Source organism: Luteimonas rhizosphaericola, assembly GCF_029888045.1.
Taxonomy (GTDB): domain Bacteria; phylum Pseudomonadota; class Gammaproteobacteria; order Xanthomonadales; family Xanthomonadaceae; genus Luteimonas; species Luteimonas rhizosphaericola.
This window is the reverse complement of record NZ_JARXRN010000020.1, coordinates 313,489-339,361: the sequence shown is the minus strand read 5'-3', so window position 1 is coordinate 339,361 and position 25,873 is coordinate 313,489. Positions and strand designations below refer to the sequence as shown.

Below are 25,873 nucleotides of genomic sequence, written 5' to 3'. Positions count from 1 at the left end.
CGAAACGCCCGCCGCGCTGCGCGGGGCTGGACAGGCTGGGCCGGTGGCTCCGGAGCCCATGCTGTTGCGCCAGGGATGGCGACACGCCATTGGTCATGCAATGCACCCTTGCGAGCCATGCCTCGTGCGCCCGCAACCTGCACGCGCGACGCACCGGCGCGCACACCCGTTCCCATGCCTTCCGCGCCACGCCACAATCCCTGACGCCGCCTACCTGCACGCAACCCGCACAGTCCCGATGATCGACCGCTGCCCGGCTCCATATCCTGTCCGCACCCTGCTTGCCTGCGTCGCCACCGTGCTCTCGGTCGGCGCCTGCACGGCATCCTCCGCGGCCGAGCCCGAGACGCAGGCTGCCGCGCACGAGGTCGTCACCTTCACCCCCGACCCCCCGCGCCTGCTGGACGGCTTCGAGGACGCGACGCCCTGGCGGGTCGTCACCTCTGACCAGGTCAGCGGTAGCCTGCGCGCGGTGGAAGGCGCCGAGGGCCGTGCGCTGTGCCTGGACTACGATTTCAACGGCGTGTCCGGCTACGCGGGCATCCAGCGCGACCTGCCGCTGGAGTATCCAGGCAACTTCCGCTTCTCGTTCGAGCTGCGTGGCGACTCGCCCGACAACGATTTCCAGTTCAAGCTGGTCGACGCCAGCGGCGACAACGTGTGGTGGGTGAACCGGCCGAAGTACGACTATCCGCGCGCCTGGACGCCCGTGCACTACAAGCGCCGGCACATCGACAAGGCCTGGGGCCCGGGCGCGGATCCTGTGTTGCGCAGCAGCGCGAAGCTCGAGTTCACCATCTACAACCAGGTCGGTGGACGCGGCAGCGTCTGCTTCGACAGCCTGTCGCTGGAGGTGCTTCCCGCCGACGACGATGGCCCGCTCACGGCCACCGCGATGGCGACCGCGGGCGACGCCGCGCTGGCGGTGGATGGCCGCATGGCCACCGCCTGGCGCGCCGAGAAGACCTCCTTGCCGCAGCGGCTGGTGCTGGACCTGGGCAGGCTGCGCGAATTCGGCGGCCTGCGGCTGCGCTGGGACGGGAAGGACCATGCATCACGCTACCGGATCAGCCTGTCCGGTGACGGCACCGGCTGGCGCGACGCGCGGCGGGTGTACGGCGGCAACGGCGGCGACGACTGGATCGCGCTGCCGGAATCGGAGGCCCGCTACATCGCGCTCGATCTGGAGCACGGACCGAGCGGGCGCTACGCGCTGGCCGAGGTTTCGGTGGAGCCGCTCGCGTTCGGTGCTACGCCCAACGACTTCATCGGCGCGATCGCCGCGCAGTCGGCGCGGGGCCGGTTCCCGCGTGGATTCCACGGCGAACAGCCCTACTGGACGATCCTGGGGCTCGACGGTGGGCAGCAGCAGGGCCTGATCGGGGAGGATGGCGCGATCGAGGTCGCGCGTGGCGGCTTCAGCGTTGAACCGTTCGTGCTGGTCGACGACGCGCTGGCGACCTGGGCCGACGTCACCACCGCGCAGTCGCTGCAGGACGGTTACCTGCCGATACCGTCGGTGCGCTGGACGCGCGAGGACCTCGCGCTCGAGATCACCGCGTTCGCCCATGGCGAGCCGCGCGATTCGCGCCTGGTCGCCCGCTACCGGCTGTCGAATCCGGGCGGCGACGCGCGCGACTACACCCTGGCGCTCGCGGTGCAGCCGTTCCAGGTCAACCCGCCGAGCCAGTTCCTCAACACGCGCGGCGGCGTGAGCCCGATCAGGGCGCTGTCGATCGACGGCGGCACGGTGTCGGTGGACGGGCGCGCGCGGGTGTTCGCCAAGCAACTGCCGTCGGCCGCGTTCGCCACGCCCTTCGACGGCGGGATGGCGGCCGCGCACCTCGCGGCGGGTTCGCGCCCGGCGGCCGCCGAGGTGGTGGATCCGGTCGAGCTCGCATCCGGGGCGCTGCTGTACCGCATGCGCCTGGCCCCCTACGAGTCGCGCACAATCGAGGTGATGATGCCGATGACCGGCAACGCCGCGCTCGCGCGTCGCTGGTGGGATGCCGACGACCTCCAGGCCGAGACTGCCGCGATCTGGCGCGACAAGCTCGACCGGGTGACGCTGACCGTGCCACCGCAGGGCCAGGCGCTGGCGGACACCCTGCGCACCTCGCTGGCGCACATGCTGATCTCGCGCATCGGGCCGCGGCTGCAGCCCGGCACGCGCTCCTATGCGCGCAGCTGGATCCGCGACGGCGCGATGATCTCCGAAGGCCTGCTGCGCATGGGCCGGCCCGACGTGGTGCGCGAGTACGTGGAGTGGTACGCGCCATTCCAGTTCGACAACGGCAAGGTGCCGTGCTGCGTGGACGACCGCGGCAGCGACCCGGTGCCGGAGAACGACAGCCACGGCGAGCTGATCTTCAACATCGCCGAATACTGGCGCCATACCGGCGACCAGGCGTTCCTGGAGCGGATGTGGCCGCACGTGGAGGGCGCCTACCGGTACATGGAACAGCTGCGCCTGTCCGAGCGCACGGCCGCGAACCGCCGCGTCAACCGCGCGTTCTACGGCATGATGCCGGCGTCGATCAGCCACGAGGGCTATTCGGCCAAGCCGATGCATTCGTACTGGGACAACTTCTGGGCGCTGCGCGGCTACAAGGACGCGGTGCAGGTGGCGCAGGCCCTTGGCAAGGCCGATGCGGAGCGCGCGATGGCCGCCTCGCGCGACCAGTTCCACGCCGACCTGATGGACTCCCTGCGCGCCGCGGCCGACCTGCACGGGATCGACTTCCTGCCCGGCGCCGCCGAGCTCGGCGATTTCGACCCCACCTCGACCACCATCGCGCTGGCCCCCGGCGGCGAACAGGAACGCCTGCCGCAGGACCTGCTGCACAACACGTTCGAGCAGTACTGGACGCGCTTCCTCGACCGTCGCGACGGCCGCCTGGAATGGAAGGACTACACGCCGTACGAGTGGCGCAACGTGGCCGCGTTCGTGCGCCTTGGCTGGCGCGGGCGGGCCAAGGAGGTGGTCGACTTCTTCTTCGACGACCGTGCCCCGCAGGCGTGGAACCAGTGGGGCGAGGTGGTCTCGCGCACCCCGCGCACGCCGTTCTTCCTCGGCGACCTGCCGCACGCCTGGGTGGGCTCGGACTTCGTGCGCTCGGCGCTGGACATGTTCGCCTATCCGCGCGAGCGCGACGACAGCCTGGTGCTCGCGGCCGGCATCCCCGTCGAGTGGCTGGACGGGCAGGGCGTGGGCATCGACGGGCTGCGCACGGCGTCGGGCGCGCTGGCCTACACCCTGCGGCGCGACGGCGCGACGCTGGTGCTGGAGGTCGGGGACACAGGGCTGCGGCTGCCGGACGGCGGCCTGGTGCTGCCGTGGCCGTTCACCGCCGGGCCCGGCGCGACGACGGTCGAGGCCGGTGCGGCGGCGTGGGACGGACGCGAGCTGCGCGTGACCGCACTGCCGGCGCGGGTGCGGATCGAGACGGCAGCGACCGCGCCACCGGACTGATGGACGCCGACTGGCCAGTGACAGGCATTCGGGCGCGCCGCGCCGGAGCACCGCCGGCCGCGACCGCTGCCATCCGCACCGCACGTCGCTGCTTCAGGGGCGGCCGCCGCGTGCACCGGCGCGATGGAAGCGGGTTAGCCTGAGCCTCCGTCAGTAGCGTTCGCCAAGGCATGTCCCGTCCGCCGGTCCCTCCCATCGCCCTGTGGCCGCTGCCGCTGGCCATCGCGGCGCTGTTCACCGTGGCCGCACACGTGGCGCTGTGGCTGTCGATCCGCGATGGCTGGATCGGGGGCTGCATTCCCTACGTCGAGGGATGCACCTCGATCAGCCGCGCCGCGCGCCACGGCCTGGGCAATCATGTCTTCAGGCTGCTGGTGCTGCCGTGCGCGCTGCTGGTGGGGCTGCACTGGTGGCTGGCGGCGCGCTGGCTCGGGGCCGGCCATCGCGACGTGGCCTGGCTGGGCGCGGTCGCGGCGGTCGCACTCGCGGTCTACGCCACGTTCCTCGGGACCGAGGGCGAGACCTACCGCTTCCTGCGCCGTTACGGGGTGGTGTGCTTCTTCGGCTTCGGCTATCTGGCGCAGCTGCGGTTCCTGCGCGGCGTGCGCGGCCACGCCGGCGCGGGCACGCGGCTGGTGGCGGCGATGATGCTGGTCAGCGTGCTGATGCTCGGCCTGGGGCTGGGCAATGTCGCGGCCGGCGTGCTGGTCGCCGACGACGGCCTGCAGGACCGGATCGAGAATGCGCTGGAATGGCACCTGGGCTGGCTGCTGGCCGCCTGGTACCTGCTGCACGCCGCGCTGTGGGCGCGGATGCGGACCCGCCTGCTGCTGGCCTGAGCCTGGTCCAGGCCGCCGCCGCCAATCCGGCAAGTGGATGGGCGGCCGACGCGGCGGCTGGTGGAGGTCGTGCGGCGGGGCAGCAGGCAAGCATCTGCAGGCCCCCGTGTTCTGTCCGGCCGGTCAGCCGGTGCCGCGTGCGTCCGCCACGATGGCGGCGGCCTTGGCCGCGCTCTCGCGCACCTTGTCCCACTCGCCGGCCGCGAGCCAGTCCTTCGGCACCATCCACGAGCCGCCGATGCACAGCACGTTGGGTTGGGCCAGGAATTCGCCGGCGTTGGCTTCGGTGATGCCGCCGGTGGGGCACAGCTTCAGCCCGCCCAGTGGCCCGGCCAGGCCCTTGAGCATCGACAGCCCGCCCACCGCGCTGGCCGGGAACAGCTTGCAGCAGCGGAAGCCCTGCGCCAGCAGCGCCATGAACTCGGTTGGCGTCGCGCCACCCGGCACCACCGGGATTGGCGCGCGCGCCAGCGCCTGCGCCAGCGCCGGCGGCGTGCCGGGCGTGACCAGGAAGTCGGCGCCGGCGTCGATCGACTGCCGGATGTGGGTCTCGTCGAGCACCGTGCCGGCGCCGATCACGATGTCGGGCAGGTCCTTCTTCAACGCCGCCAGCGTATCCAGCGCGGCGGGCGTGCGCAGGGTCAGCTCGAGCGCGGTCAGGCCGCCGTCCAGCAGCGCGCCCGCGATGCGGCGGCCCTGATCGACGCTGTCCACGGTGATCACCGGCAGAATGCCGGCGTCGCGCAGCAGCTGTTCGGCGCGGCTCTGGAGGATTTCGATGGTCATGGGCGGGAATCCGGCGGGCAGGGGGCGGGGACGATCTTCGGCGCGGACATGGCCGCGGCAGCGGTCACGCGACCGTGCATCGGGCGAGCGTGGTTCGGCGAGGGGCCGCGTGCATCGGACTCGCGCAGGCGCGGCGGCTGCGCGGGTGCCGCGCGGCGGCCGTCGTTCTCACGCATCCTTGGATTCGTGCGGGGCTTCGGCCGCCATGTGCGGGTCGCTGCCGAGCTCGTACTCGGCGTCGTAGTCCCACTGGCCGCCGTCGCGCGCGGGTGGGCCGCAGGAGATCGACAGCGCGCCCTGGTCGGCGGGCGACACCATCGCGCGGTTGAACGCGAACAGGTTGCGGCCCACGTCCCAGGCGCAGTGCGAGGTGTTGGGCGCGGGCTCACGGGCCTCCCAATCGGCGGCGTCGACCAGCGCCTCGAGCGTGCCGGCCTCGCCGTCGAGGCGGACGATGTCGCCTTCGCGCAGCTTCGCGATCGCGCCACCGCGCGCCGCCTCGGGGGTGAGGTGGATCGCCGCGGGGATCTTGCCCGAGGCGCCCGACAGCCGCCCGTCCGTCACCAGCGCCACGCGCCGGCCCTGGTTCTGCAGCATGCCCAGCAGCGGCGCCAGCGAATGCAGTTCCGGCATGCCGTTCGCCTTCGGCCCCTGGTAGCGCACCACGGCCACGAAGTCCTGCGGCAGCAGGCCGGCGGCGTGCAGTTTGTTGAGCGCGCGCGGATCGTCGACCACGACCGCCGGGGCCTCGATCGTGCGGTACTCGGGCTTGACCGCGGACAGCTTGATCAACGAACGGCCGAGGTTGCCGCGCAGCAGTCGCAGCCCGCCCTGCGCCTCGAACGGCCGGATCGCCGGACGCACCACCGCCTCGTCGCCGCTGGTGGCCACCGTCGGCACGAAGCCGAGCGCGCCGTCCGACAGCGTCGGCTCGTCGCACCAGGCGCGCATGCCCCCCGGCAGCACGGTTTCGATGTCGCCGTGCATCAGGCCTGCGTCGAGTAGCTCGCGGAACACGAAGCCGACCCCGCCGGCGGCGTGGAACCGGTTCACGTCGGCCTCGCCGTTCGGGTACACGCGCGCCAGCAGCGGCACCACCTGCGACAGCCGGTCCATGTCGTCCCAGGTCAGCACGATGCCGGCCGCGCGCGCCACCGCCACCCAGTGGATGGTGTGGTTGGTGGAGCCGCCGGTGGCCATCAGCGCGACCACCGCGTTGACGATCGCGCGTTCGTCGATCAGGCGCCCGAGCGGGCGGTAATCGTCGCCCAGCCCGCTGATGCGCAGGGCGCGCTCGGTCGCGGCCCGGGTCAGCGCGTCGCGCAGCGAGGTGCCGGGATTGGCGAACGAGCCGGGCAGCTGCACGCCCATCGCCTCGAGCAGCACCTGGTTCGAGTTGGCGGTGCCGTAGAACGTGCAGGTGCCGGGGGCGTGGTAGCTGCCGGCCTCGGCCTCCAGCAGTTCCTCGCGCGTGGCTTCGCCGGCGGCGTAGCGCTCGCGCACCTCGGCCTTGGTCTTGTTCGGGATGCCCGGCGTCATCGGCCCGGCGGGAATGAAGATGGCCGGCAGGTGGCCGAACGCGAGCGCGCCCAGCAGCAGGCCGGGCACGATCTTGTCGCAGATGCCCAGGTGCACGGTACTGTCGAACATGTCGTGCGACAGGCCGATCGCGGTGGCCTGCGCGATCACGTCGCGCGAGAACAGCGACAGTTCCATCCCGGCGCGGCCCTGGGTCACGCCGTCGCACATCGCCGGCACGCCGCCGGCGACCTGCGCGGTCGCGCCGAGCGTGCGCGCGTGTTCGCGGATCAGCGCGGGATACGGCTCGTAGGGCTGGTGCGCCGAGAGCATGTCGTTGTAGGCGGTGATGATGCCCAGGTTCGGCGTGGCCTCGCCGCGAAGCCGCGACTTGTCCGTCGGGCCGCAGGCGGCGAAGCCGTGCGCGAGGTTGCCGCAGCTCAGGCGCGATCGGCTCGGCCCGGCCTGGTGCATGGCATCGATGCCGGCCAGGTAGGCCGCGCGCGAGGCGCGGCTGCGGCGGCGGATGCGCTCGGTGACGTCGTGCAGTACGGGATGCAGGCTCATTGGCGTTCTGGCGATGAGGCGTGTCGACGGTACCGCGACCGCGGGGTCACGGGCACCAGTGGATGTGCAGCGGCGCGCCGGGGGTGAGGAAGGCGACCCGCGCGGGGTATTCGTGCGGGTCGCTGCCGTCCAGCACGCGGTCGAGCAGCTTGCGCTTGCTCTCGCCGCGGATCAGCAGCAGCCGCGTATGCGCCGGTGCGAGGCCGGCGGGGGTGAGGGTGATCCGGCGCAGGAACTTGCCCGCGCCGGGACAGCCGGTGGCGTCGGCCTGGACGTAGGCGCTGGGCGAGGCGAGCGCGGCGTCCAGGTTGTGCATGCGCGGGAACAGCGAGGCGGTGTGGCCGTCCTCGCCCATGCCCAGCGCGATCACGCCCGGCGCCGCCTGCGCGTGCAGGTTGGCGGCGTTCACCGCTTCCTCGATGCTGCGACCGGGACGGGTGATGCTCTCGAACCGGGCCTTGGCGGCGTTGTTGCGCAGCAGCGATTCGCGGATCAGTCGCGAGTTGCTGTCCGGATCGTCCGGCAGCAGCCAGCGTTCGTCGACCAGCGCGACGTCGACCCGTTCCCAGTCCAGCGGCGCCTTGGACAGCGCCTCGTACACCGGCGCGGGCGTGCTGCCGCCCGACAGCAGCAGGCGCGCGCGCGGCTGCTGCTGCAGGTCGCGCGCGAGGGCGGACGAGATCGCCACCGCGGCGCCCCAGGTCCACTGGGTCTGCGACTCGTAGCTGTGCATATGCACGCGCGAACGCGGCGTGGTGCTCACGGCCTGGCCGTCCCGCTCGCTCACAGGCCCACCGCCTCGGTCGTCTCGCGGCGCGCGATCGCGGCCGTGCCGAGCAGGCCCGCGTGCGGATGCATCACCGCCAGCGACGGGACCCGGGCCATCGTCGGCGAGAACCGGCCCTTGTGCTCGAAGCGCTGGCGGAAGCCGGAGTGCTGCAGGGCATCGAGCATCTTCGGCACCACGCCGCCGGTCAGGAATACCCCGTCCCAGGCGCCGAGCGTGAGCACGAGGTCGCCCGAGATCGCGCCGAACACGGCGCAGAACACGTCGACCGCGCGCATGCAGCGCGGATCGCCCGCCTGCGCGCGCGCGGTGACGTCGGCCGGCTGCATCGGCCCCGGGTCCTCGCCGGCGAGTTCGCTCAACGCCCGGTGGATGTTCACCAGCCCCGGCCCGCACACCAGGCGCTCGTTCGAGACCCGCCCGAACTGCGCCGACAGGCGGTCCAGGATCGCCAGTTCCTCCGGCGTGCCCGGCGGGAAGCTGACATGCCCGCCCTCGGTCTCGAGCGGGTAGTGGCGGCCCTCGCGGATGACCAGCGCGCCCACGCCCAGGCCGGTGCCGGGGCCGAGGATGGCGTAGGTGCGGTGCACGGGCGCGGCTTCGGGCGTCCACGACACGCCGCCGAGCTGGACCACGTCGCTCGCCTGCAGCAGCGGAATCGCCATCGCCTGGGCGGCGAAGTCGTTGACCAGGGTGACGCGCTCGAAGCCGAGCTGGGCCATCGTGCGGGGGCGCGAGATCACCCAGGGATGGTTGGTGATGCGCGCCTCGTCGCCGTCCACCCGGCCGGCGACCGCGAACACGCCGTGCACGATGCCGGCCTCGTCCTGCCCGGTTTCGTGCAGGTAGTGGCGCGCGGTCTCCGCCAGCGAGGGGAAATCGGACACCGCAAAGCGCTGCACGCTGTCGACGATGAGCGGCGCGGCGGCGTGGGGATCGGCCAGCGCGAAGCGGGCGTTGGTGCCGCCGATATCCGCCAGCAGGACCCGTGCGGGCGCACTCATCCGCGCCTGCCCGCGCGGCTGGACACGGTACGCGGCAGGAACTCCGCCGCCGCGGCCGGGCCCCAGGAGCCGGCCGGGTACTCCTGCACCGGGGTGCCGGCCTGCTGCCAGGCGGCGCTGATGCTGTCGATCCAGCGCCACTGCGCCTCGACCTCGTCGTCGCGAACGAACAGGGTCTGGTCGCCCTTGAGCGCATCGATCATCAGCCGCTCGTAGGCGATGCGGCGCTTGGGCGGCAGCATCGCCATGTCCAGCGACATCGGCATCAGCTCGGTCGCGCCCCATTCGGGCGCGGCCAGGCTGCCCATCAGCCCGAGTTCGATCGTCTCCTCCGGCTGCAGGCGCATGCGCAGCCGGTTGGGCGTGGCGCTGCGGCTGTCCGGGCGTTCGAACACCCAGTGCGTGACCGGCTTGAAGTTCACCAGCACCTCGGTGGTGCGCGAGGGCAGGCGCTTGCCGGTGACGAGCCGGAACGGCACCCCGGCCCAGCGCCAGTTGTCGATCCAGGCGCGCAGGCCGACGAACGTCTCGACAGCGCTGTCAGCCGTAAAACCCTTCGCCGCCGAGCCTTCCACCACGCCCGGTCCGTAGCGGCCGCGCACGCTGTCGTTCGCGGCGTCGACCGGCGTCATCGGCCGCAGCGCGCGCAGCACCTTGCGCTTCTCGTCGCGCACGCTGTCGGCGTCGAGCGCCGCCGGCGGCTCCATCGCGACCAGCGCCAGCAGCTGCAGCATGTGGTTCTGGACCATGTCGCGCAGCGCGCCGTAGTCGGCGTAATACCCTTCGCGGCCGTCGACACCCGCGGTCTCGGCGACCAGGATGTCCACCGACTCGATGCAGCGGTTGTCCCATACCGCCTCGAGCAGCGTGTTGCCGAAGCGCAGCGCCAGCAGGTTCTGCACCGGCGCCTTGCCCAGGTAGTGGTCGATGCGGAAGATCCGCGATTCGTCCAGGGCCGACTTGAGCGTGGCGTCGATCTCGCGCGCCGAGGGCAGGTCGTGGCCGATCGGCTTTTCCAGCACCAGGCGCGAGGGCGGCTCGAGCAGGCCGGCGGCCTTGAGGCCCAGGCAGGCGGACTCGAACAGGTTCGGCGGCGTGGACAGGTAGCTCACCGCGGGACGGTCGGCGTAGCGCGACAGCGTCGCGGCCATGCCGTCGATGTCGTTGAGGTTGAGCGGGTGGTAGTGGATGCGCCCGAGCAGGTCGTCGAGCGCGCCGTTGCGGGCGTCGCCGTCGCCGATGCGCTCGCGCAGCCAGGCGCGAAAGCCGTCGTCGTCGTGTTCGGTGCGGCCGATCGCGACCACGCGGAAATTCTCCGGCAGCAGCCGGTCGCGCAGCAGGTGCAGCAGCGAGGGGAACAGGTAGCGTTGTGCGAGGTCGCCAGTGGCGCCGAACAGCAGGAGTGAATCGTGCATGGACGCCGCTTGCGGCTCTCGTCAGTAGGGAAGGGGGTCGGACAGGGCGCGACCGTGGCTCTCAATGATGCCAGAGTACCAGCGGGCGCTGTCCTTCGGGGTCCGCTCGAGGGTCCCGTAGTTGACGTGGATGATACCGAAGCGCTTCGAATAGCCCAGCGACCACTCCAGGTTGTCCAGCAGCGACCAGGCCATGTAGCCGCGCACGTCCACGCCGGCGGCGATCGCGTCGTGGATCGCGGACAGATGCTTTCGAAGGTAATCAATCCGCAGCGGGTCGCGCACGCGCCCGTCCTCGGCGACCGCCGGGTCGAAGAACGCGGCGCCGTTCTCGGTCACGTACACCGGCAGCTCGCCGTAGGTGTCCTTGAACCAGACCAGGGTGTCGGTCAGGCCCTGCGGGAACACTTCCCAGCCGGTCTCGGTGTAGGTGCCCAGCGGCTGGCGCACCGCGCCGGCCTTGAGCGGGTAGCTGTCGGTGGCGGCGGTGACGCTGCGCGTGTAGTAGTTGATGCCGACGAAATCCAGCGGCTGCACGATCAGCTTGAAGTCGTCTTCGGGGAATTCCGGCCAGGCGTCGCCGAAGATGTCCTTCAGCTCCGGCGGGTAGCGCCCCAGCAGCGCCGGATGCAGGTACTGCTCGTTCATGTAGGCATGGGCGCGGCGGGTGGCATCGGCGTCCGCGGTCGAATCGCTGGCCGGGTACTTGGGCTCGATGTTCACCACCAGCCCGATCTCGTGCTTGCCTTCGGCGCGATAGGCCTGTACCGCGGCGCCATGCGCGCGCATCAGGTTGTGCGAGGCGATCGGCGCCTCGAAGCGGCTGCGGTGGCCCGGCGCGAGTGCGCCGTGCAGGTAGCCGCCGTCGGTGATCACCCACGGCTCGTTGAGCGTGACCCACTTCTTGACCCGCCCGTCGAGCGCGCGGTACAGCACGCGGCCGTACTCGGCGAACCAGTCGGCGCAGTCGCGGTTGAGCCAGCCGCCGCGGTCGTCGAGCGCGGCCGGCAGGTCCCAGTGGTAGAGGGTCAGCAGCGGTTCGATGCCGTTGGCCAGCAGTTCGTCGACCAGGCACGAGTAGAAGTCGAGCCCCTTGTGGTTCACCCGCCCGGTGCCCTCGGGCAGGATCCGCGACCACGACACGCTGAAGCGGTAGGCCTGCAGGCCGAGTTCGCGCATCAGCGCCACGTCCTCCTTCCAGCGGTGGTAGTGGTCGCAGGCCACGTCGCCGGTATCGCCGTTGAGGGTCATGCCGGGGGTGTGGGCGAAGCGGGTCCAGATGCTGGGGCCTGCGCCGTCGGCCAGCGGCGAACCCTCGATCTGGTGGGCGGCGGTGGCCGCGCCCCAGAGGAAGCCTTCGGGAAAGGTGAAATCCGTGTCGGTCGGTCGGGTCATGGGCGGCGACGTCCTGGGCCGCGTGGGGGCGGCGTTGTTGAAAACGATTACATGCCAGAATAGCGCAATCGTCCGGCGCAGTGTATGCGCTGCGCGCCGTGGTGCGGGCCCGCGATGCCCCGCGCAACGGCGGCATGCGCGCACCGCGTGCCGGACATCCGCGAGGAGACACGATGGCGCGTGTGCAGCTCGACAACCTGCGCAAGGTCTACGACAACGGCCACGTCGGCGTGGCAGGCGCCAGCTTCGAGGTGGCCGACGGCGAGCGCCTGGTGCTGGTGGGGCCCTCGGGCTGCGGCAAGACCACGCTGCTGCGGATGATCGCGGGGCTGGAGGCGATCACGGCCGGGACCCTTCGCATCGGCGAGAAAGTGGTCAACGAGGTCGCGCCCAAGGACCGCGACATCGCCATGGTGTTCCAGAGCTACGCCCTGTATCCGCACATGACGGTGGCAGAAAACCTCTCGTTCGCGCTGCGCCTGCGCGGGATGCCCGCGCCTGAAGTCGCCGCGCGGGTGGACGGGGCCGCGCGCATGCTGGGGCTCGACGCACTGCTCGCGCGGCGCCCGGCGCAACTGTCCGGGGGCCAGCGCCAGCGGGTGGCGCTCGGGCGCGCGCTGGTGCGCCAGCCGCAGGTGTTCCTGCTCGACGAGCCGCTGTCCAACCTCGACGCCAAGCTGCGCGCGGGCATGCGGGTGGAGATCGCACGGCTGCACCAGCGGCTCGGCACGACGATGGTCTACGTCACCCACGACCAGGTCGAAGCGATGACCCTGGGCCAGCGCATCGTGGTGATGCGCGAGGGCGAGGTGCAGCAGATCGACACGCCCATGGCGCTGTACCAGCGCCCGGCGAACCGGTTCGTCGCCACCTTCCTCGGCAGTCCGGCGATGAACATGCTGCGTGGGCAGGTGCTGCGCGACGGGGGCTGGACCCTGGCGCTTTCCGATGGCCGCCGGGTGCCGCTGCCGTTCGACGCGCCGCTCGACCCCGCCTGGCACGGGCGCACGCTGGACTGCGGCGTGCGTCCCGAACACCTGCTGCCCGCGGACGACTCGGACGACGGATTCGAGGCGATGGTGGAGGTGGTCGAGCCGGTGGGCAGCGAGGTCTACGTCAACCTCGGCTTCGGCGACCACACGCTGATCGCGCGGCTGCCGCCGGGGCCGTTGCCGCAGCCCGGGCATGCGCTGGCGCTGCGGATCGCGCCGGGCGGCGTGCATGTGTTCGATCCCGACAGTGGCATCGCCTTGACGCGCGATTGACGGCGCCTTCATGGCGTCTAGTCGCGATCCGCGCCATCATGGACGCATGACTTCCGACGGCACCCCCACCTTGCCGCCGCCTCCGCCGTTGTCCGATCGCTGGGCGTTGTTCCTCGACGTCGACGGCACGCTGGTGGCTTTCGCAGACCATCCCGGCCGGGTCCGGGTCGCCGATGCCGTGCTGGACCGGCTCGCCGTGCTCGAAGGCACGCTGGACGGTGCGCTGGCGTTGATCAGCGGCCGCAGGATCGAGACGCTCGACGCGCTGTTCGCGCCGCACCGGTTCGCGGCGGCCGGCCTGCATGGCCTGCAGCGACGGCGCGTCGGCGAGGCACTGGCCCCTCCGGCGACGCCCCCGGTCGCGCTGCAGGCGGTGAAGATGCAGGCCAAGACCCTGATCAACCGTTATCCCGATGCGCTGCTCGAGGACAAGGGCGAGGCCATGGCGCTGCATTGGCGGGCGATGCCCGAGGCCGCGGCCGACCTGCAGGCGTTCGCGGTGCAGGCGCTGACCCGGCTGCCCGGCTACCACCTGCAGCCGGGCGACCACGTGGTCGAGCTGCGCCCGAGCCACGGCGACAAGGGCGCGGCGATCGCGGCGTTCATGGAGGAGGCACCGTTCCAGGGGCGGCGCCCGGTGTTCATCGGCGACGACCTCACCGACGAGCACGGCTTCGAGATCGTCAACGCGCACGGCGGCGTCAGCGTGCTGGTGGGCGATCGGGAGGGCACGCTGGCCGAGCATCGGCTGGCCGACATCGACGCGGTCTACGCGTGGCTGGGAGCGACGGCATGATGGCAACACCCGGGGCGACCGCCTCGCTCGATCTGGGCGTCATCGGCAACGGCAGTTTCGGCGCGCTGGTCGACAGGCAGGCGCGCGTGGTCTGGAGCTGCCTGCCGGCGTTCGACGGCGATCCCGCCTTCTGTGCGCTGCTGTCGCCGCGCGATCACGACGGCGGGGACCTCGCCATCGAGCTCGAGGACCAGATCGGCAGCGAGCAGGCGTACGTGACCAACACCGCGATCCTCCGCACCGTGCTGCGCGACCGCCACGGCGGCGAGGTGGAGGTGCTGGACTTCGCGCCGCGCTGGAAACAGAACAGTCGCATCTACCGGCCGGTGTCGATCATCCGCCGGATCACGCCGCTGTCCGGCACGCCTCGGATCCGCGTCCGCGCCCGTCCGCTGGCGGACTGGGGCGCGCGCGTACCCGAGTCGACCTGGGGCAGCAACCACATGCGCTGGCTGCTGCCGGGCTATACCCTCCGGCTCACGACCGACGTACCGATCCGCTTCGTGCGCGAGGAAACGTTCTTCGTGCTCGGCGACACGGTGCACCTGGTGTTCGGGCCGGACGAATCGCTGATGCGTTCCCTGTCGGGCTACGTGGAGGAGGCGCTGGGGCGCACCGAGCACTACTGGCGCGAATGGGTGCGCTACCTGTCGATCCCGCTGGACTGGCAGGAGGCGGTGATCCGCAGCGCGATCACGCTCAAGCTGTGCCAGTACGAGGACAGCGGCGCGATCATCGCGGCGATGACCACCTCGATCCCGGAGGCGCCGGACACGCCGCGCAACTGGGACTACCGCTACTGCTGGCTGCGCGACGCGGCCTTCGTGGTGCGCGCGCTCAACCGCCTGGGCGCGACCCGCAGCATGGAGGAGTTCCTGCGCTACATCTTCAACATCGCCACCCACGACGGCAGCCTGCAGCCGCTGTACGGGATCGGGTTCGAGGAGGCGCTGGAGGAACACGAGGTCGACTCGCTGGCCGGCTACCGCGGCATGGGCCCGGTCCGCCGCGGCAACCTGGCCTGGGTGCAGAAGCAGCACGACGTCTACGGCAGCGTGGTGCTGGCCTCGACCCAGCTGTTCTTCGACCTGCGCCTGGCGCAACCCGGTGACGCCGCCGCGTTCGCGCGCCTGGAGCCGCTGGGCGAGCGCGCGTTCGAGCTGCACGACCAGCCCGACGCCGGGCTGTGGGAGTTCCGGGGGCGCGCCGAGGTGCACACCTATACCGCGGCCATGTGCTGGGCCGCCTGCGACCGGCTCGCCAAGATCGCCTCGCTGCTCGGCCTCGACAAGCGCGCCACGCACTGGCGTGAGCGTGCCGACCAGATCCACGCGCGCGTGATCGAGCGCGCCTGGCGGGACGAGGCCAACCACTTCAGCGCCTCCTTCGACAGCGACTACCTCGACGCCTCGCTGCTGCTGCTGGCCGACATCGGCTTCCTCGCGCCCGAGGATCCGCGCTACGTCGCCACCGTCGACGCCATCGGCCGCGACCTGCGGCGGGGCGACGCGCTGTTCCGCTATGTCGCGCCGGACGATTTCGGCGAGCCGGAAACCAGCTTCACCATCTGCACGTTCTGGTACATCGACGCGCTCGCCGCCACCGGCCGGGTGGACGAGGCGCGGGCGATGTTCGAACGGCTGCTGGCGCGCCGCAACCACCTCGGCCTGCTGTCGGAGGACCTCGCGTTCGACGATGGAGAGGCCTGGGGCAACTTCCCGCAGACCTATTCGCACGTGGGCCTGATCATCGCCGCGATGCGGCTGTCGCGCAGCTGGCAGGAGGCATCATGAGTCGACTCGTCGTGGTCTCGAACCGGGTCGCGGTGCCGGGCGAGAGTCGCGCCGGCGGCCTCGCCGTCGGCCTCGAGGCCGCGCTGCGCACCCGGGGCGGGCTGTGGTTCGGCTGGTCGGGCAAGGTGCGCGGCGACAGCGGACGCCTGCACGAGCAGGACGAGGGCGACGTGCGCTACGTCACCATGGATCTCGACCAGGCCGACCACGACGCCTACTACAACGGTTTCGCCAACCGCACGCTGTGGCCGCTGCTGCACTCGCGGCTGGACCTGGTCGACTACGCGCGCGAGACCCGCGCCGGCTACCGCCGCGTCAACGCGCTGTTCGCCGACAAGCTGGCGCCGCTGCTGCGCGACAGCGACGTGCTGTGGATCCACGACTACCACCTGATCCCGCTCGCCGCCCTGCTGCGCGAGCGCGGCGTCGGGTGCCGGATCGGCTTCTTCCTGCACGTGCCGATGCCCTCGGCCGACCTGGTCTCGGCGCTGCCCGAGCACGGCCGGCTGTTCGGCACCCTGTACGCGTACGACCTGGTCGGCTTCCAGACGGTGCGCGACGCCGACCGGTTCCGCACCTACGCCCGCATCTTCGGCGGCGCGACGATCGAGTCCGACGGCACCGTCGCGCTTCCGGGCGGCGGACAGGTGGCGGTGGGCGCGTTCCCGATCGGCATCGACGCGGCGCGCATCGCCGAGCAGTCTGCCGCGGCCGTTGCCAAGCCGGCAGTGCGCGCGCTGCGCGAGAGCCTGAGCGGGCGCCAGCTGGCGATCGGCGTCGACCGGCTGGACTATTCCAAGGGAATGCCGGAGCGCTTCCGTGCCTTCGGGCGCTACCTCGAGCGCCATCCGGCCGAGCGCGGGCGCATGACCTTCCTGCAGATCGCGCCGGTGTCGCGCGGCGACGTGGCCGAGTACCAGCACCTGCGCGACCAGCTCGAGGGCATCGCCGGGCACATCAATGGCACCCATGCCGAGCCCGACTGGACACCGCTGCGCTACGTCAACCGCAACTTCGCCCACGCCACGCTCACCGGCTTCTACCGCATGGCCTCGGTGGGGCTGGTGACGCCGCTGCGCGACGGCATGAACCTGGTGGCCAAGGAGTACGTGGCCGCGCAGGACCCCGAGGATCCCGGTGCCTTGGTGCTGTCGATGCTGGCCGGCGCCGCCGCCGAGCTGGACGCGGCCCTGCTGGTGAACCCGTACGACCTGGACGGCGTGGCCGACGCCATCGCCCGCGCCGCGTCGATGTCGCTGTCCGAGCGCCGCGAACGCTGGGAGTCGATGATGCGGCCGATCCGCGACTACGACATCCACGTCTGGTGCCGGCGCTTCCTCGAACGGCTGGGCGAAGTCTCGACCTGACCGCGTGCGGCGGCCCGCGACGGGGGGTGGGGCGGTCGCTATACTCGCGGATTCGGATGGCGCCGGGATCGGCTGGATTCCAAGCCGTTCAATGACTTGAGAGTCATTCCTACCATTTCGCACGAATAACGGTGCCGCGCCGGCAGGCGCGGCCGGGGCCTCCAACGCCGCATGCGCCTGTCCACGATCAAGCTGTCCGGTTTCAAATCCTTCGTCGATCCCACCACGCTGCACCTGCCGACCAACATGACCGGCGTGGTGGGTCCGAACGGCTGCGGCAAGTCCAACATCATCGACGCGGTACGCTGGGTGATGGGCGAGAGCTCGGCCAGCCGTCTGCGCGGCGACTCGCTGACCGACGTGATCTTCGCCGGCTCCACCGCGCGCAAGCCGGTCTCGCAGGCCATGGTGGAGCTGGTGTTCGACAACTCCGACCACACCATCCAGGGCGAGTACGCCGCGTTCAACGAGATTTCGGTCAAGCGCACCGTGGGCCGCGACGGCCAGAGCGGCTACTACCTCAACGGCGCCAAGTGCCGCCGCCGCGACATCACCGACCTGTTCCTCGGCACCGGCCTGGGACCGCGCAGCTACTCGATCATCGAGCAGGGCATGATCAGCCAGGTGATCGACGCCAAGCCCGAGGAGCTGCGCGTCTACCTCGAGGAGGCGGCCGGCATCTCCAAGTACAAGGAGCGGCGCAAGGAGACCGAGACCCGCATCCGCCACACCCGCGAGAACCTCGACCGCCTCAACGACCTGCGCGAGGAAGTCGGCAAGCAGCTGCAGCACCTCGCCCGCCAGGCGCGCCAGGCCGAGCAGTACACCGCGATCCAGGCCGAACGCAAGGTGCGCGACGCGGAGTGGAAGGCGCTGGAGTTCCGCGCCCTCGACGCGCAGCTGCAGGCGCTGCGCGAAGGGCTGTCGCAGGAGGAGACCCGGCTGCAGCAGCTGATCGCCGAGCAGCGCGAGGCCGAGCGCGAGCTGGAGACCGGGCGCGTGCGCCGCGAGGACGCCGGCGCCGCGCTCAACCGCGCCCAGGCCGAGAGCTACGAGGTCGGCGGCACCCTGGCGCGGGTGGAGCAGCAGATCGCGCACCAGCGCGAGCTGTCCGAACGCTTGCATCGGGCGCGCGAGGAAACCCGGCACGCGCTGGACGAGATCGGCGCCCACATCAGCGGCGACGAGGCGCGGCTGGAGGAACTGCAGGCCGCGATCGCCGACGCCGAGCCGCGCCTGGCGTCGCTGCGCGAGGACGACGAGGTGCGCCAGGAGGCGCTGCGCGAGGCCGAGGAGGCGCTCGCCGACTGGCAGCAGCGCTGGGAGGCCCACACCCGCGAGCAGAACGAGGCCGCGCGGGCGGGCGACGTCGAGCGCACGCGGGTCGATTACCTCGACCGCCGCTCGCTGGATGCCGACCGCCGCCGCGAACAGCTGGTGGCCGAGCGCGGCGCGCTCGACCTCGACGCGCTGTCGGAGGCCTACGAGTCGCTCGCACTGCGCCACGAGGAGCAGAAGGCGGCGCTCGAATCACTCGGCGAGGCGCTGGAGACGCGCAAGCAGGCCGCGGTCGACCTCCAGGACCAGCAGCGCGCCAGCCAGGGCGAGCTGTCGGACGTGCGCAAGCAGGCGCAGGAAGCGCGCGGCCGGCTGTCGTCGCTGGAGACGCTGCAGCACGCCGCGCTGGGCCAGGAGCAGGGCGCCGCGGTGGAATGGCTGCGCCAGCGTGGACTCGATTCCGCTGCGCGCGTGGGCGAGCGGCTGGTGGTCGAACCGGGCTGGGAGAACGCGGTCGAAGGTGCGCTCGGGCAGCTGATCGAGGGCGTGCTGGTCGATGCCCCCGAAGCGCTGGTCGATGCCCTTTCCGACCTCGGCGAAGGCCGTATCGCCCTGGTGGCCGGCGCCGACGGCGACGAGGCCTATGCGCCGACGTCGCTCGCCTCGCGCGTGCAGGGCCCGCGCGCGATCCGCCGCCTGCTGGCGCGGCTGCACGTGGCCGAATCGCTGGCCGAGGCGCGCACCCTGCAGGCGACCCTGGGTGAGGGCGAGTCGGTCATCACCCGCACGGGCGAGCGACTGGGCGAGGGCTGGGTTCGGGTGCTGCGCACCGGCGCCGCCAAGCAGGGCGCGCTGCTGCGCGAGCGCGAGATCAAGTCGCTGCGCGCGACGATCGAGCAGCTGCAGGCCCGCGAACACGAACTCGAAGCCGCCCTGGCCGCGGGCCGCGAACGCCTGTTGCAGGCCGAACAGCAGCGCGAGGAAGCCCAGCGCCAGCTGTACCTGGCGCACCGCGGCGTGTCGGAGCTGGCCGGGCAGCTGCAGGGCCAGCAGGGCCGCCTCGACACCGCGCGCGGCCGGATCGAGAAGATCGAGGCCGAGCTGGCGCAGCTGATCGAGACCATCGACGACAGCGCACGGCAGGCCCGCGACGCGCGCGCGACGCTCGAGGACGCGGTCGGCCGCATGGCCGACCTCGAATCCGCGCGCGGGGCGCTGGAAGCCGAGCGCCGGCGGCTGGCCGAGGCCCGCGACGCCGCCCGCGCCGCGGCGCGCGAATCGCGCGACACCGCGCACGCGCTGGCGCTCACGCTCGAATCCCAGCGTGCCCAGGTGGTGGCCCTGGCGCAGGCGCTGCAGCGCATGGGCGGCCAGCGCGGCCAGCTCGACGCGCGCCTGGGCGAACTGGCCGCGCAGCTGTCCGACGGCGATGCGCCGGTGGTCGCGCTCGAGCAGCAGCGCCAGGCCGCGCTCGAGCAGCGCGTGGTGGCCGAGCGCAACCTCGCCGCGGCGCGCTCGGCGCTGGACGAGATCGACAACGAACTGCGCGGCTACGAGCGCGTGCGCCACGAGCGCGAGGAACAGGCGCTGGCGCAGCGCGAGGCGATCGCGCAGCGGCGGCTGGACCAGCAGGCACTGGCGATCCGGGCCGAACAGCTGGCCGCCGAGGTCGCGCAGGGCGGGTTCGAGATGGCGCAGGTGGTCGAGGGCCTGGCCGCCGACGCAGAGGCCGCGGCCTGGGAAAAGATGGTCGCCGACTTCGACGCGAAACTGCGCCGGCTGGAGCCGGTCAACCTCGCCGCGATCCAGGAGCACGCCGAGGCCGCGCAGCGCAAGGACTACCTCGACGCGCAGGACGCCGACCTCACCAGCGCGCTGGAAACGCTGGAAGAGGCGATCCGCAAGATCGACCGCGAGACCCGCGGCCGCTTCAAGGACACCTTCGACCGCGTGAATTCCGGCGTGCAGGAACTCTATCCGCGCCTGTTCGGCGGTGGTCACGCCTATCTCGAACTCACCGGCGAGGACCTGCTCGACACCGGCGTGGCGATCATGGCGCGGCCGCCGGGCAAGCGCGTGTCGAACATCTCGCTGCTGTCGGGCGGCGAGAAGGCGATGACCGCGGTGGCGCTGGTGTTCGCGATCTTCCAGCTCAATCCCGCGCCGTTCTGCCTGCTCGACGAGGTGGACGCGCCGCTGGACGAAGCCAACGTCGGCCGCTTCACCGCGATGGTCAGCGAGATGAGCGAACACGTGCAGTTCCTCTTCGTCACCCACAACAAGGCGACGATGGAGGCGGCGAAGCAGCTCAGCGGCGTTACCATGCGCGAGCCGGGCGTGAGCCGCCTGGTGTCCGTCGACCTGGCCGAGGCCGCCCGCCTGGCCGGCGCCGCGTGAGGCCCCGCACGATCCCCGGAGGACCCGAATGACCGAACTGCGCATTGGCATCCTGGTGGCCGGCCTGATCCTGCTGGCCGCGATCTGGTACTTCGGCACCCGCCCGCGCCAGGGCCAAGGCCGCCGGGTACCGCGCGCGGAGCGCGGCGAAGGCGAGGGCGGCGATCGCATGGAACCCACGCTGGGGGCGCAGATCGAACGCGAGCTGGCCGATGCGCAGGAGCCCGTGGGCGCGGATGCGGTGCAGTCGGAGATGGAACTGCTCGACGGTGCGGTCGGCGCGGCTTCGCCCAACAGCGAGCTGGGCAAGCGGGTGAGCGAGGACTTCGACAAGATCGTCACCCTGTACATCGCCGCGCGAGCGGGCCAGGTGCTGCGCGGGCCGGACATCGTGGTCGCAGCCGAGAAGGCCGGGCTGACCTACGGCCACATGAACGTGTTCCACCGGCTGGTGGAGAGCCATCCCGAGCGCGGCCCGATCTTCAGCGTGGCCAACATCCGCAAGCCGGGCAGTTTCGAGATGTCGGAGATCCAGACGCTGGAAACCCCGGCGATCGCGTTCTTCCTCACCCTGCCGGCGCCGGTGAGCGCACTCGATGCCTGGGATGCGATGCTGCCCGCAGCGCAGCGGATGGCCGAGCTGCTCGACGGCGTGGTGCTGGACGAGCAGCGCAACGCGCTGGGCCGCCAGCGCATCGCCGGCCTGCGCGACGAGATGCGCGCCTGGGACCGCGAGCACGAAGTCCCGCCGGTGACGCGCAGCCCGCGCTGGTAATCCTGCCGCGGCTGGGGCAGCGGCAGTGGCGTGTCCCGGCGTCGACTCGAACGGCGGCCGCGATCCGGGTTTCCGCATCGGGTTCGACGCGATGCGATGCCGGTCGCGCCCTGCGGGTGTCGCGACGAGCGAAAATTCGCGACCTGAGGAGTCGCGCTGCGAACGTATCCGCGACCTGATGAGCAGCGCCGGCTTGTCGGTCGCGACCTGCGGGGCCGCGCCGCAGCCGGCGCGCCTTCTCCGCGAATGTCCCCCGGCCTCCGCCTGGCGGCGAAGGCCTCCTCCTTGAGTTCGCTGCGAAGGCACACCGGCTGCGGCGCGGCTCGGCTCCGGGCGAGACGTGAAATCCCGGCGACCCCGCAGGACCGTAGCCGGAGTCGCCTGGAGCGATGCTCGGCGTGGCAGAACCTGAGTCCTCCCGCGTTGCGGCATTGGCGGATGGCGTGTACTCGGAGGTCGGGGCTACCACCAGGGGGCCGTGTCGTATTCGGTGCCAGCTTCCAGCGGCGAGGCCAGTTGCGAGGCGCAGTTGCTCCGGTTCCTACAGTCGAGCCCGCCCAGTCATGTTCTGACCAGCAGTTCGGCAACTACGCGCGAGACCCTTCCTTGCTGCGTTCGCGATCGGCCCGCCAGCCGAGCCGCGCTGCGGTCGGCTGGTTTCTGCGGCGAAATCAAGGAGGAGGCATCGGCCTGCAGGCCGATGCCGGGGGACATTCGCCGCAGAAGCCGGCCGGCCACGGCGCGGCCCTTCGGTCGCCCTGGAACTGCTTTGCGCTGCCCACACCGCACTCCCTGGCAATCGCCGCCTAGCCGTCCCAGCCCAAGCCGCGCACTGGGGTCATGCGATGAACTCGATCGCCCGGCACCGTCCTACAATCCCGCCATGTCCAAGCCTGATCCCGCCGCCCGCGCCGCCGAACTGCGCGCGCGCATCGAAGATGCCAACCACCGCTACTACGTGCTCGACGATCCCTCGATCCCGGACGCCGAGTACGACGCGCTGATGCGCGAACTCGAGGCGCTGGAGGCCGCGCACCCCGAGCTCGCGAGCGACGACTCGCCCACGCGTACGGTCGGCACGCGCCCGGACGGCGGCTTCCCCGAGGTGCGTCACGCCATCCCGATGCTGTCGCTGGCGAATGCGTTCGAGACTCCCGGCGCGGCCGACGACGCCGACGACCGGGTCCGCTACGCGGAGGTCGCCGATTTCGAGCGACGCATCGAACAGAAGCTCGGCATCCGGGCGCCGGTGTTCTCGGTCGAGCCCAAGCTCGATGGTCTGGCGATCAGCCTGCGCTACGAGGACGGCGTGTTCGTGCAGGGCGCCACCCGCGGCGACGGCGCCACCGGCGAGAACGTCACCGCCAACCTGCGCCAGGTGCGTGCGGTGCCGCTGAAGTTGCGCACGGGCAGGACGCCACCGCCGGCCGTGCTCGAGGTCCGCGGCGAGATCTACATGCCGCGCAAGGCGTTCGAGGCCTGGAACGCCGCCGCGCTGGAGCGCAACGAGAAACTGCTCGCCAATCCGCGCAATGGCGCCGCCGGCTCGCTGCGACAGCTCGATCCGGCCGTCACCCGGCGCCGGCCGCTGGCGTTCTTCGCTTACGGCGTGGGCGAGGTGGAGGGGCTGGACCTGCCCGCGACCCATTCGCAGACGCTGAAGCTGCTGCGCGGCTTCGGCTTCCCGGTGGCGCCGGAGGTCGACACGGCCACGGGCCTTGAGGGATTGCTGGCGTACTTCCGCCGCATCGGGCGCGTGCGCGACACGCTGCCCTATGACATCGACGGCGTGGTCTACAAGCTCGACCACTACGACCAGCAGCGCGAGATGGGCTTCGTCTCGCGCGCGCCGCGCTGGGCGCTGGCGCACAAGTACCCGGCGCAGGAGCAGGCCACCGTGCTGCGCGCGATCGAGGTGCAGGTGGGGCGCACCGGCGCGATCACGCCCGTGGCGCGGCTGGAGCCGGTGCAGGTGGCGGGCGTGACCGTCACCAACGCCACCCTGCACAACGCCGACCAGATTGCGCGCCTGGACGTGCGCGAGGGCGATACCGTGATCGTGCGCCGCGCCGGCGACGTGATCCCCGAGATCGTGCGCGTGATCGAGGACCGCCGGCCGGCGGGTGCGAAACCGTGGCAGATGCCGTCCGAGTGCCCGGTCTGCGGGTCCGAGCTGGTGCGCGAGGAGGGCGCGGCGGCCTGGCGCTGCAGCGGCGGGCTGGCGTGCCCGGCGCAGCGCAGGGAGGCGGTGCGCCATTTCGCCTCGCGCCGGGCAATGGACATCGAAGGCCTGGGCGACCGCCAGGCCGAGGCGCTGGTGGAGTTCGGCTTCGTGCACTCGCCGGCCGACCTGTACGCGCTCACGGTCGAGGACCTGGTGCGGATGAAGGCCGCGCTCGATGCCGCCACCGCCGCCGACCTGGCCGAGGCGGTCGCCGACAGCCGCGGCGCACTGGCGCTGGACGCGCGCGGCCAGGCGCTGCTCGCCGACGAGGCGCACGCGTGGAAGACCGCCACCTTCCTGCGCGCGCATCTGTCGGTTGATCTCGGCGGCAGGCTCGCCACCCGCTGGGCGGAGAACCTGATCGCGGCGATCGAGGCCAGCAAGGCGACCACGCTGCCGCGGTTCCTGTTCGCGCTCGGCATCCCGCACCTGGGCGAAACCACCGCGAAATCTCTGGCGCAGTGGCTCGGATCGCTCGAGTTCGTACGCACCACGCCGGCGGTGCTGCTGCAGGCGCTGCCGGACATCGGCGCCGAGGTCGCGCGCTCGATCGCGACCTTCTTCGAGCAGCCCGGCAACGCCGCCGTGGTCGACGCGCTGCTCGCCGCCGGCATCGCGTTCGAGGACGAGGGCGCGCCTGCGGCCGCGCTGCGGGAGCGGCTCGGGTTGGGACACCTGCTGCAGACGCTGCCGGTGGACAAGCTGGGCGGCAGGAGCGCCGAACGCCTGGCCGAGACCTACGGCACGCTCGACGCGCTGCTGCGCGCGAACGCCAGTGGCTGGACGGGCGCTGGCGCCTCGGCGGCCGGTGCGGAGAACCTGGCCGCATACCTGGCCGACGACGAGGCCCTGGCCGCCCTGCGCGCCGCCGACGCGGCGATGCGGCGGCTGCTCCAAGCCGCACCCGAGGAGGCGGCGCGCGAAGCGGGTCCGCTCGACGGGCGCACCGTGGTGCTCACCGGCACCCTGGACGCGATGACCCGCGACGAAGCCGGCGAACGGCTCGCCGCGCTGGGCGCCAAGGTCGCCGGCAGCGTGTCGAAGAAGACGCACCTGGTGGTCGCGGGCGAGAACGCAGGCTCGAAGCTGGCCAAGGCGCAGGAACTCGGGATCGAGGTTTGGGACGAGGCGCAGCTGCTCGCGTTCCTGGCCGCGCACGGGTCGGGCGCATGAGTCGGTTCGGGCCCGGGCCCGGCTGGCGCGACGATGCTCGCCCCGGCCCTGCATGGGCCCCATCGTGCACGCGCGACGCGGTCCGACTGCGCGCCTGGGTGAACCGGCTTGTCCGCGAATTCTTCTTCGCACGCGACGTGCTGGAGGTGGAGACGCCGCTCGTCTCGCGCGCCGGCAACACCGACCCCAACATCGCCTCGTTTGCGCTCCAGTTCTCGGGTCGCACCGAAGGCGGGCCGCGCACGCGCTGGCTGAGGACCTCGGCCGAGTTTCCGATGAAGCGGCTGCTGGCGGCGGGCGTCGGGGACTGCTTCGAACTCGGCCGGGTATTCCGCGACGGCGAGGCCGGCGGCCGGCACAACCCCGAGTTCACGATGCTGGAGTGGTATCGCGTGGGCTGGGACCACCTGCGGCTGGCTGACGAGGCAGTCGATCTGGTGCAGGCGGCGCTGTCGCTGGTCGGGCGCGAGGCCTCGGTGGCGCGGATCGCCTTTCGCGAGCTGTACCGCGATCGCCTGGGCGTCGACCCGATGACCGACCCGGTCGACCGCCTCCGTGCGACCGCGCACGACATCGCGATCGATCCGCAGGGACTCACGCGCGACGACTGGCTGGACCTGCTGATGACCCATCGCATCCAGCCCGGCTTCCCGCCCAACCAGCTGCTTGTGGTGCACGACTACCCGGCCTCGCAGTGCGCGCTGTCGCGGGTGGTGGAGCGGGACGGAGTACAGGTCGCCGAGCGGTTCGAGCTCTACCTCGGGCCGCTGGAACTGGCCAACGGCTATCACGAGCTGGTCGACGGCGGGGAACAGCGCACCCGGTTCCAGCGCGACCTGGCGCTGCGCGCGGCGCGTGGCGTGGCCGCGCCGCCGATGGACGAATCGCTGCTGCAGGCGATGGCGGCCGGGCTGCCGGCCTGCGCGGGCGTCGCGCTGGGGGTCGACCGGCTGCTGATGGCGCTGCTGCGCACGCCGCGCATCGCCGACACGCTGGCGTTCGACTTCAGCCGCGCCTGAACC

General features: G+C 71.8%; 16 protein-coding genes. 10 read left to right on the top strand and 6 right to left on the bottom strand.

Translation table 11 applies throughout. From position 1 onward, the window contains the following. The first annotated feature begins 238 nt into the window (after window positions 1–238). The gene (locus QFW80_RS05420) at window positions 239–3,472 is read left to right on the top strand and encodes a discoidin domain-containing protein (RefSeq protein ID WP_280600372.1); all 3,234 of its coding nucleotides are present in this window, start codon (window positions 239–241) and stop codon (window positions 3,470–3,472) included. Between the two features lie 170 nt (window positions 3,473–3,642). Then, window positions 3,643–4,311 carry a hypothetical protein gene (locus tag QFW80_RS05415; protein ID WP_280600371.1) on the top strand — a complete coding sequence of 223 codons (669 nt, stop codon included), beginning with the start codon at window positions 3,643–3,645 and terminating at the stop codon, window positions 4,309–4,311. A 123-nt stretch (window positions 4,312–4,434) separates the two neighbouring features. On the opposite strand, the gene QFW80_RS05410 is transcribed toward QFW80_RS05415, so the two are convergent. From QFW80_RS05410 to QFW80_RS05385, 6 genes are all read right to left on the bottom strand, one after another. Beyond that, window positions 4,435–5,097 carry a bifunctional 4-hydroxy-2-oxoglutarate aldolase/2-dehydro-3-deoxy-phosphogluconate aldolase gene (locus QFW80_RS05410; protein ID WP_280600370.1) on the bottom strand — a complete coding sequence of 221 codons (663 nt, stop codon included), beginning with the start codon at window positions 5,095–5,097 and terminating at the stop codon, window positions 4,435–4,437. Between the two features lie 168 nt (window positions 5,098–5,265). Further along, on the bottom strand, window positions 5,266–7,182 hold the full coding sequence (gene edd / locus QFW80_RS05405; protein WP_280600369.1) for a phosphogluconate dehydratase: 1,917 nt from the start codon (window positions 7,180–7,182) through the stop codon (window positions 5,266–5,268). Between the two features lie 46 nt (window positions 7,183–7,228). Further along, a complete protein-coding gene (gene pgl / locus QFW80_RS05400) occupies window positions 7,229–7,945 on the bottom strand; it encodes a 6-phosphogluconolactonase (RefSeq protein WP_280600367.1) in 717 nt (238 codons plus the stop codon). A gap of 20 nt (window positions 7,946–7,965) precedes the next feature. Next, the gene (gene glk, locus QFW80_RS05395) at window positions 7,966–8,973 is read right to left on the bottom strand and encodes a glucokinase (protein ID WP_280600366.1); all 1,008 of its coding nucleotides are present in this window, start codon (window positions 8,971–8,973) and stop codon (window positions 7,966–7,968) included. Continuing rightward, entirely contained in the window at window positions 8,970–10,388 is a 1,419-nt protein-coding gene (gene zwf, locus QFW80_RS05390; RefSeq protein WP_280600365.1) for a glucose-6-phosphate dehydrogenase, read from the bottom strand. Before zwf ends, glk begins: the two co-directional genes overlap by 4 nt. A gap of 21 nt (window positions 10,389–10,409) precedes the next feature. Then, complete coding sequence (locus tag QFW80_RS05385; RefSeq protein WP_280600363.1) at window positions 10,410–11,783, bottom strand: GH1 family beta-glucosidase; 1,374 nt, start codon at window positions 11,781–11,783, stop codon at window positions 10,410–10,412. Between the two features lie 173 nt (window positions 11,784–11,956). On the opposite strand from QFW80_RS05385, the gene QFW80_RS05380 reads away from it, so the two are divergent. The 8 genes from QFW80_RS05380 to epmA all read left to right on the top strand — a co-directional run bounded on the left by QFW80_RS05380 (window position 11,957) and on the right by epmA (window position 25,870). Continuing rightward, window positions 11,957–13,048 (top strand): ABC transporter ATP-binding protein, encoded by a 1,092-nt coding sequence (locus tag QFW80_RS05380; RefSeq protein ID WP_280600362.1) that lies wholly within the window; start codon window positions 11,957–11,959, stop codon window positions 13,046–13,048. A gap of 46 nt (window positions 13,049–13,094) precedes the next feature. Beyond that, a complete protein-coding gene (gene otsB, locus QFW80_RS05375; RefSeq protein ID WP_280600361.1) occupies window positions 13,095–13,844 on the top strand; it encodes a trehalose-phosphatase in 750 nt (249 codons plus the stop codon). Then, entirely contained in the window at window positions 13,844–15,637 is a 1,794-nt protein-coding gene (locus QFW80_RS05370) for a glycoside hydrolase family 15 protein (protein ID WP_280600627.1), read from the top strand. The genes otsB and QFW80_RS05370 overlap by 1 nt, the downstream gene beginning before the upstream one ends. Next, window positions 15,634–17,004, top strand: coding sequence for an alpha,alpha-trehalose-phosphate synthase (UDP-forming) (gene otsA, locus QFW80_RS05365; RefSeq protein ID WP_280600359.1), 1,371 nt, complete (start codon window positions 15,634–15,636; stop codon window positions 17,002–17,004). Before QFW80_RS05370 ends, otsA begins: the two co-directional genes overlap by 4 nt. A gap of 171 nt (window positions 17,005–17,175) precedes the next feature. Next, window positions 17,176–20,679, top strand: a complete 3,504-nt coding sequence (gene smc, locus QFW80_RS05360) for a chromosome segregation protein SMC (protein WP_280600358.1) — start codon at window positions 17,176–17,178, stop codon at window positions 20,677–20,679. Between the two features lie 28 nt (window positions 20,680–20,707). After that, window positions 20,708–21,454, top strand: a complete 747-nt coding sequence (zipA, locus tag QFW80_RS05355; protein WP_280600357.1) for a cell division protein ZipA — start codon at window positions 20,708–20,710, stop codon at window positions 21,452–21,454. 883 nt (window positions 21,455–22,337) lie between these two features. After that, window positions 22,338–24,851 (top strand): NAD-dependent DNA ligase LigA, encoded by a 2,514-nt coding sequence (gene ligA, locus QFW80_RS05350; RefSeq protein WP_280600356.1) that lies wholly within the window; start codon window positions 22,338–22,340, stop codon window positions 24,849–24,851. Beyond that, window positions 24,848–25,870 (top strand): EF-P lysine aminoacylase EpmA, encoded by a 1,023-nt coding sequence (epmA, locus tag QFW80_RS05345; protein WP_280600355.1) that lies wholly within the window; start codon window positions 24,848–24,850, stop codon window positions 25,868–25,870. The genes ligA and epmA overlap by 4 nt, the downstream gene beginning before the upstream one ends. The last annotated feature ends 3 nt before the right edge of the window (window positions 25,871–25,873 follow it).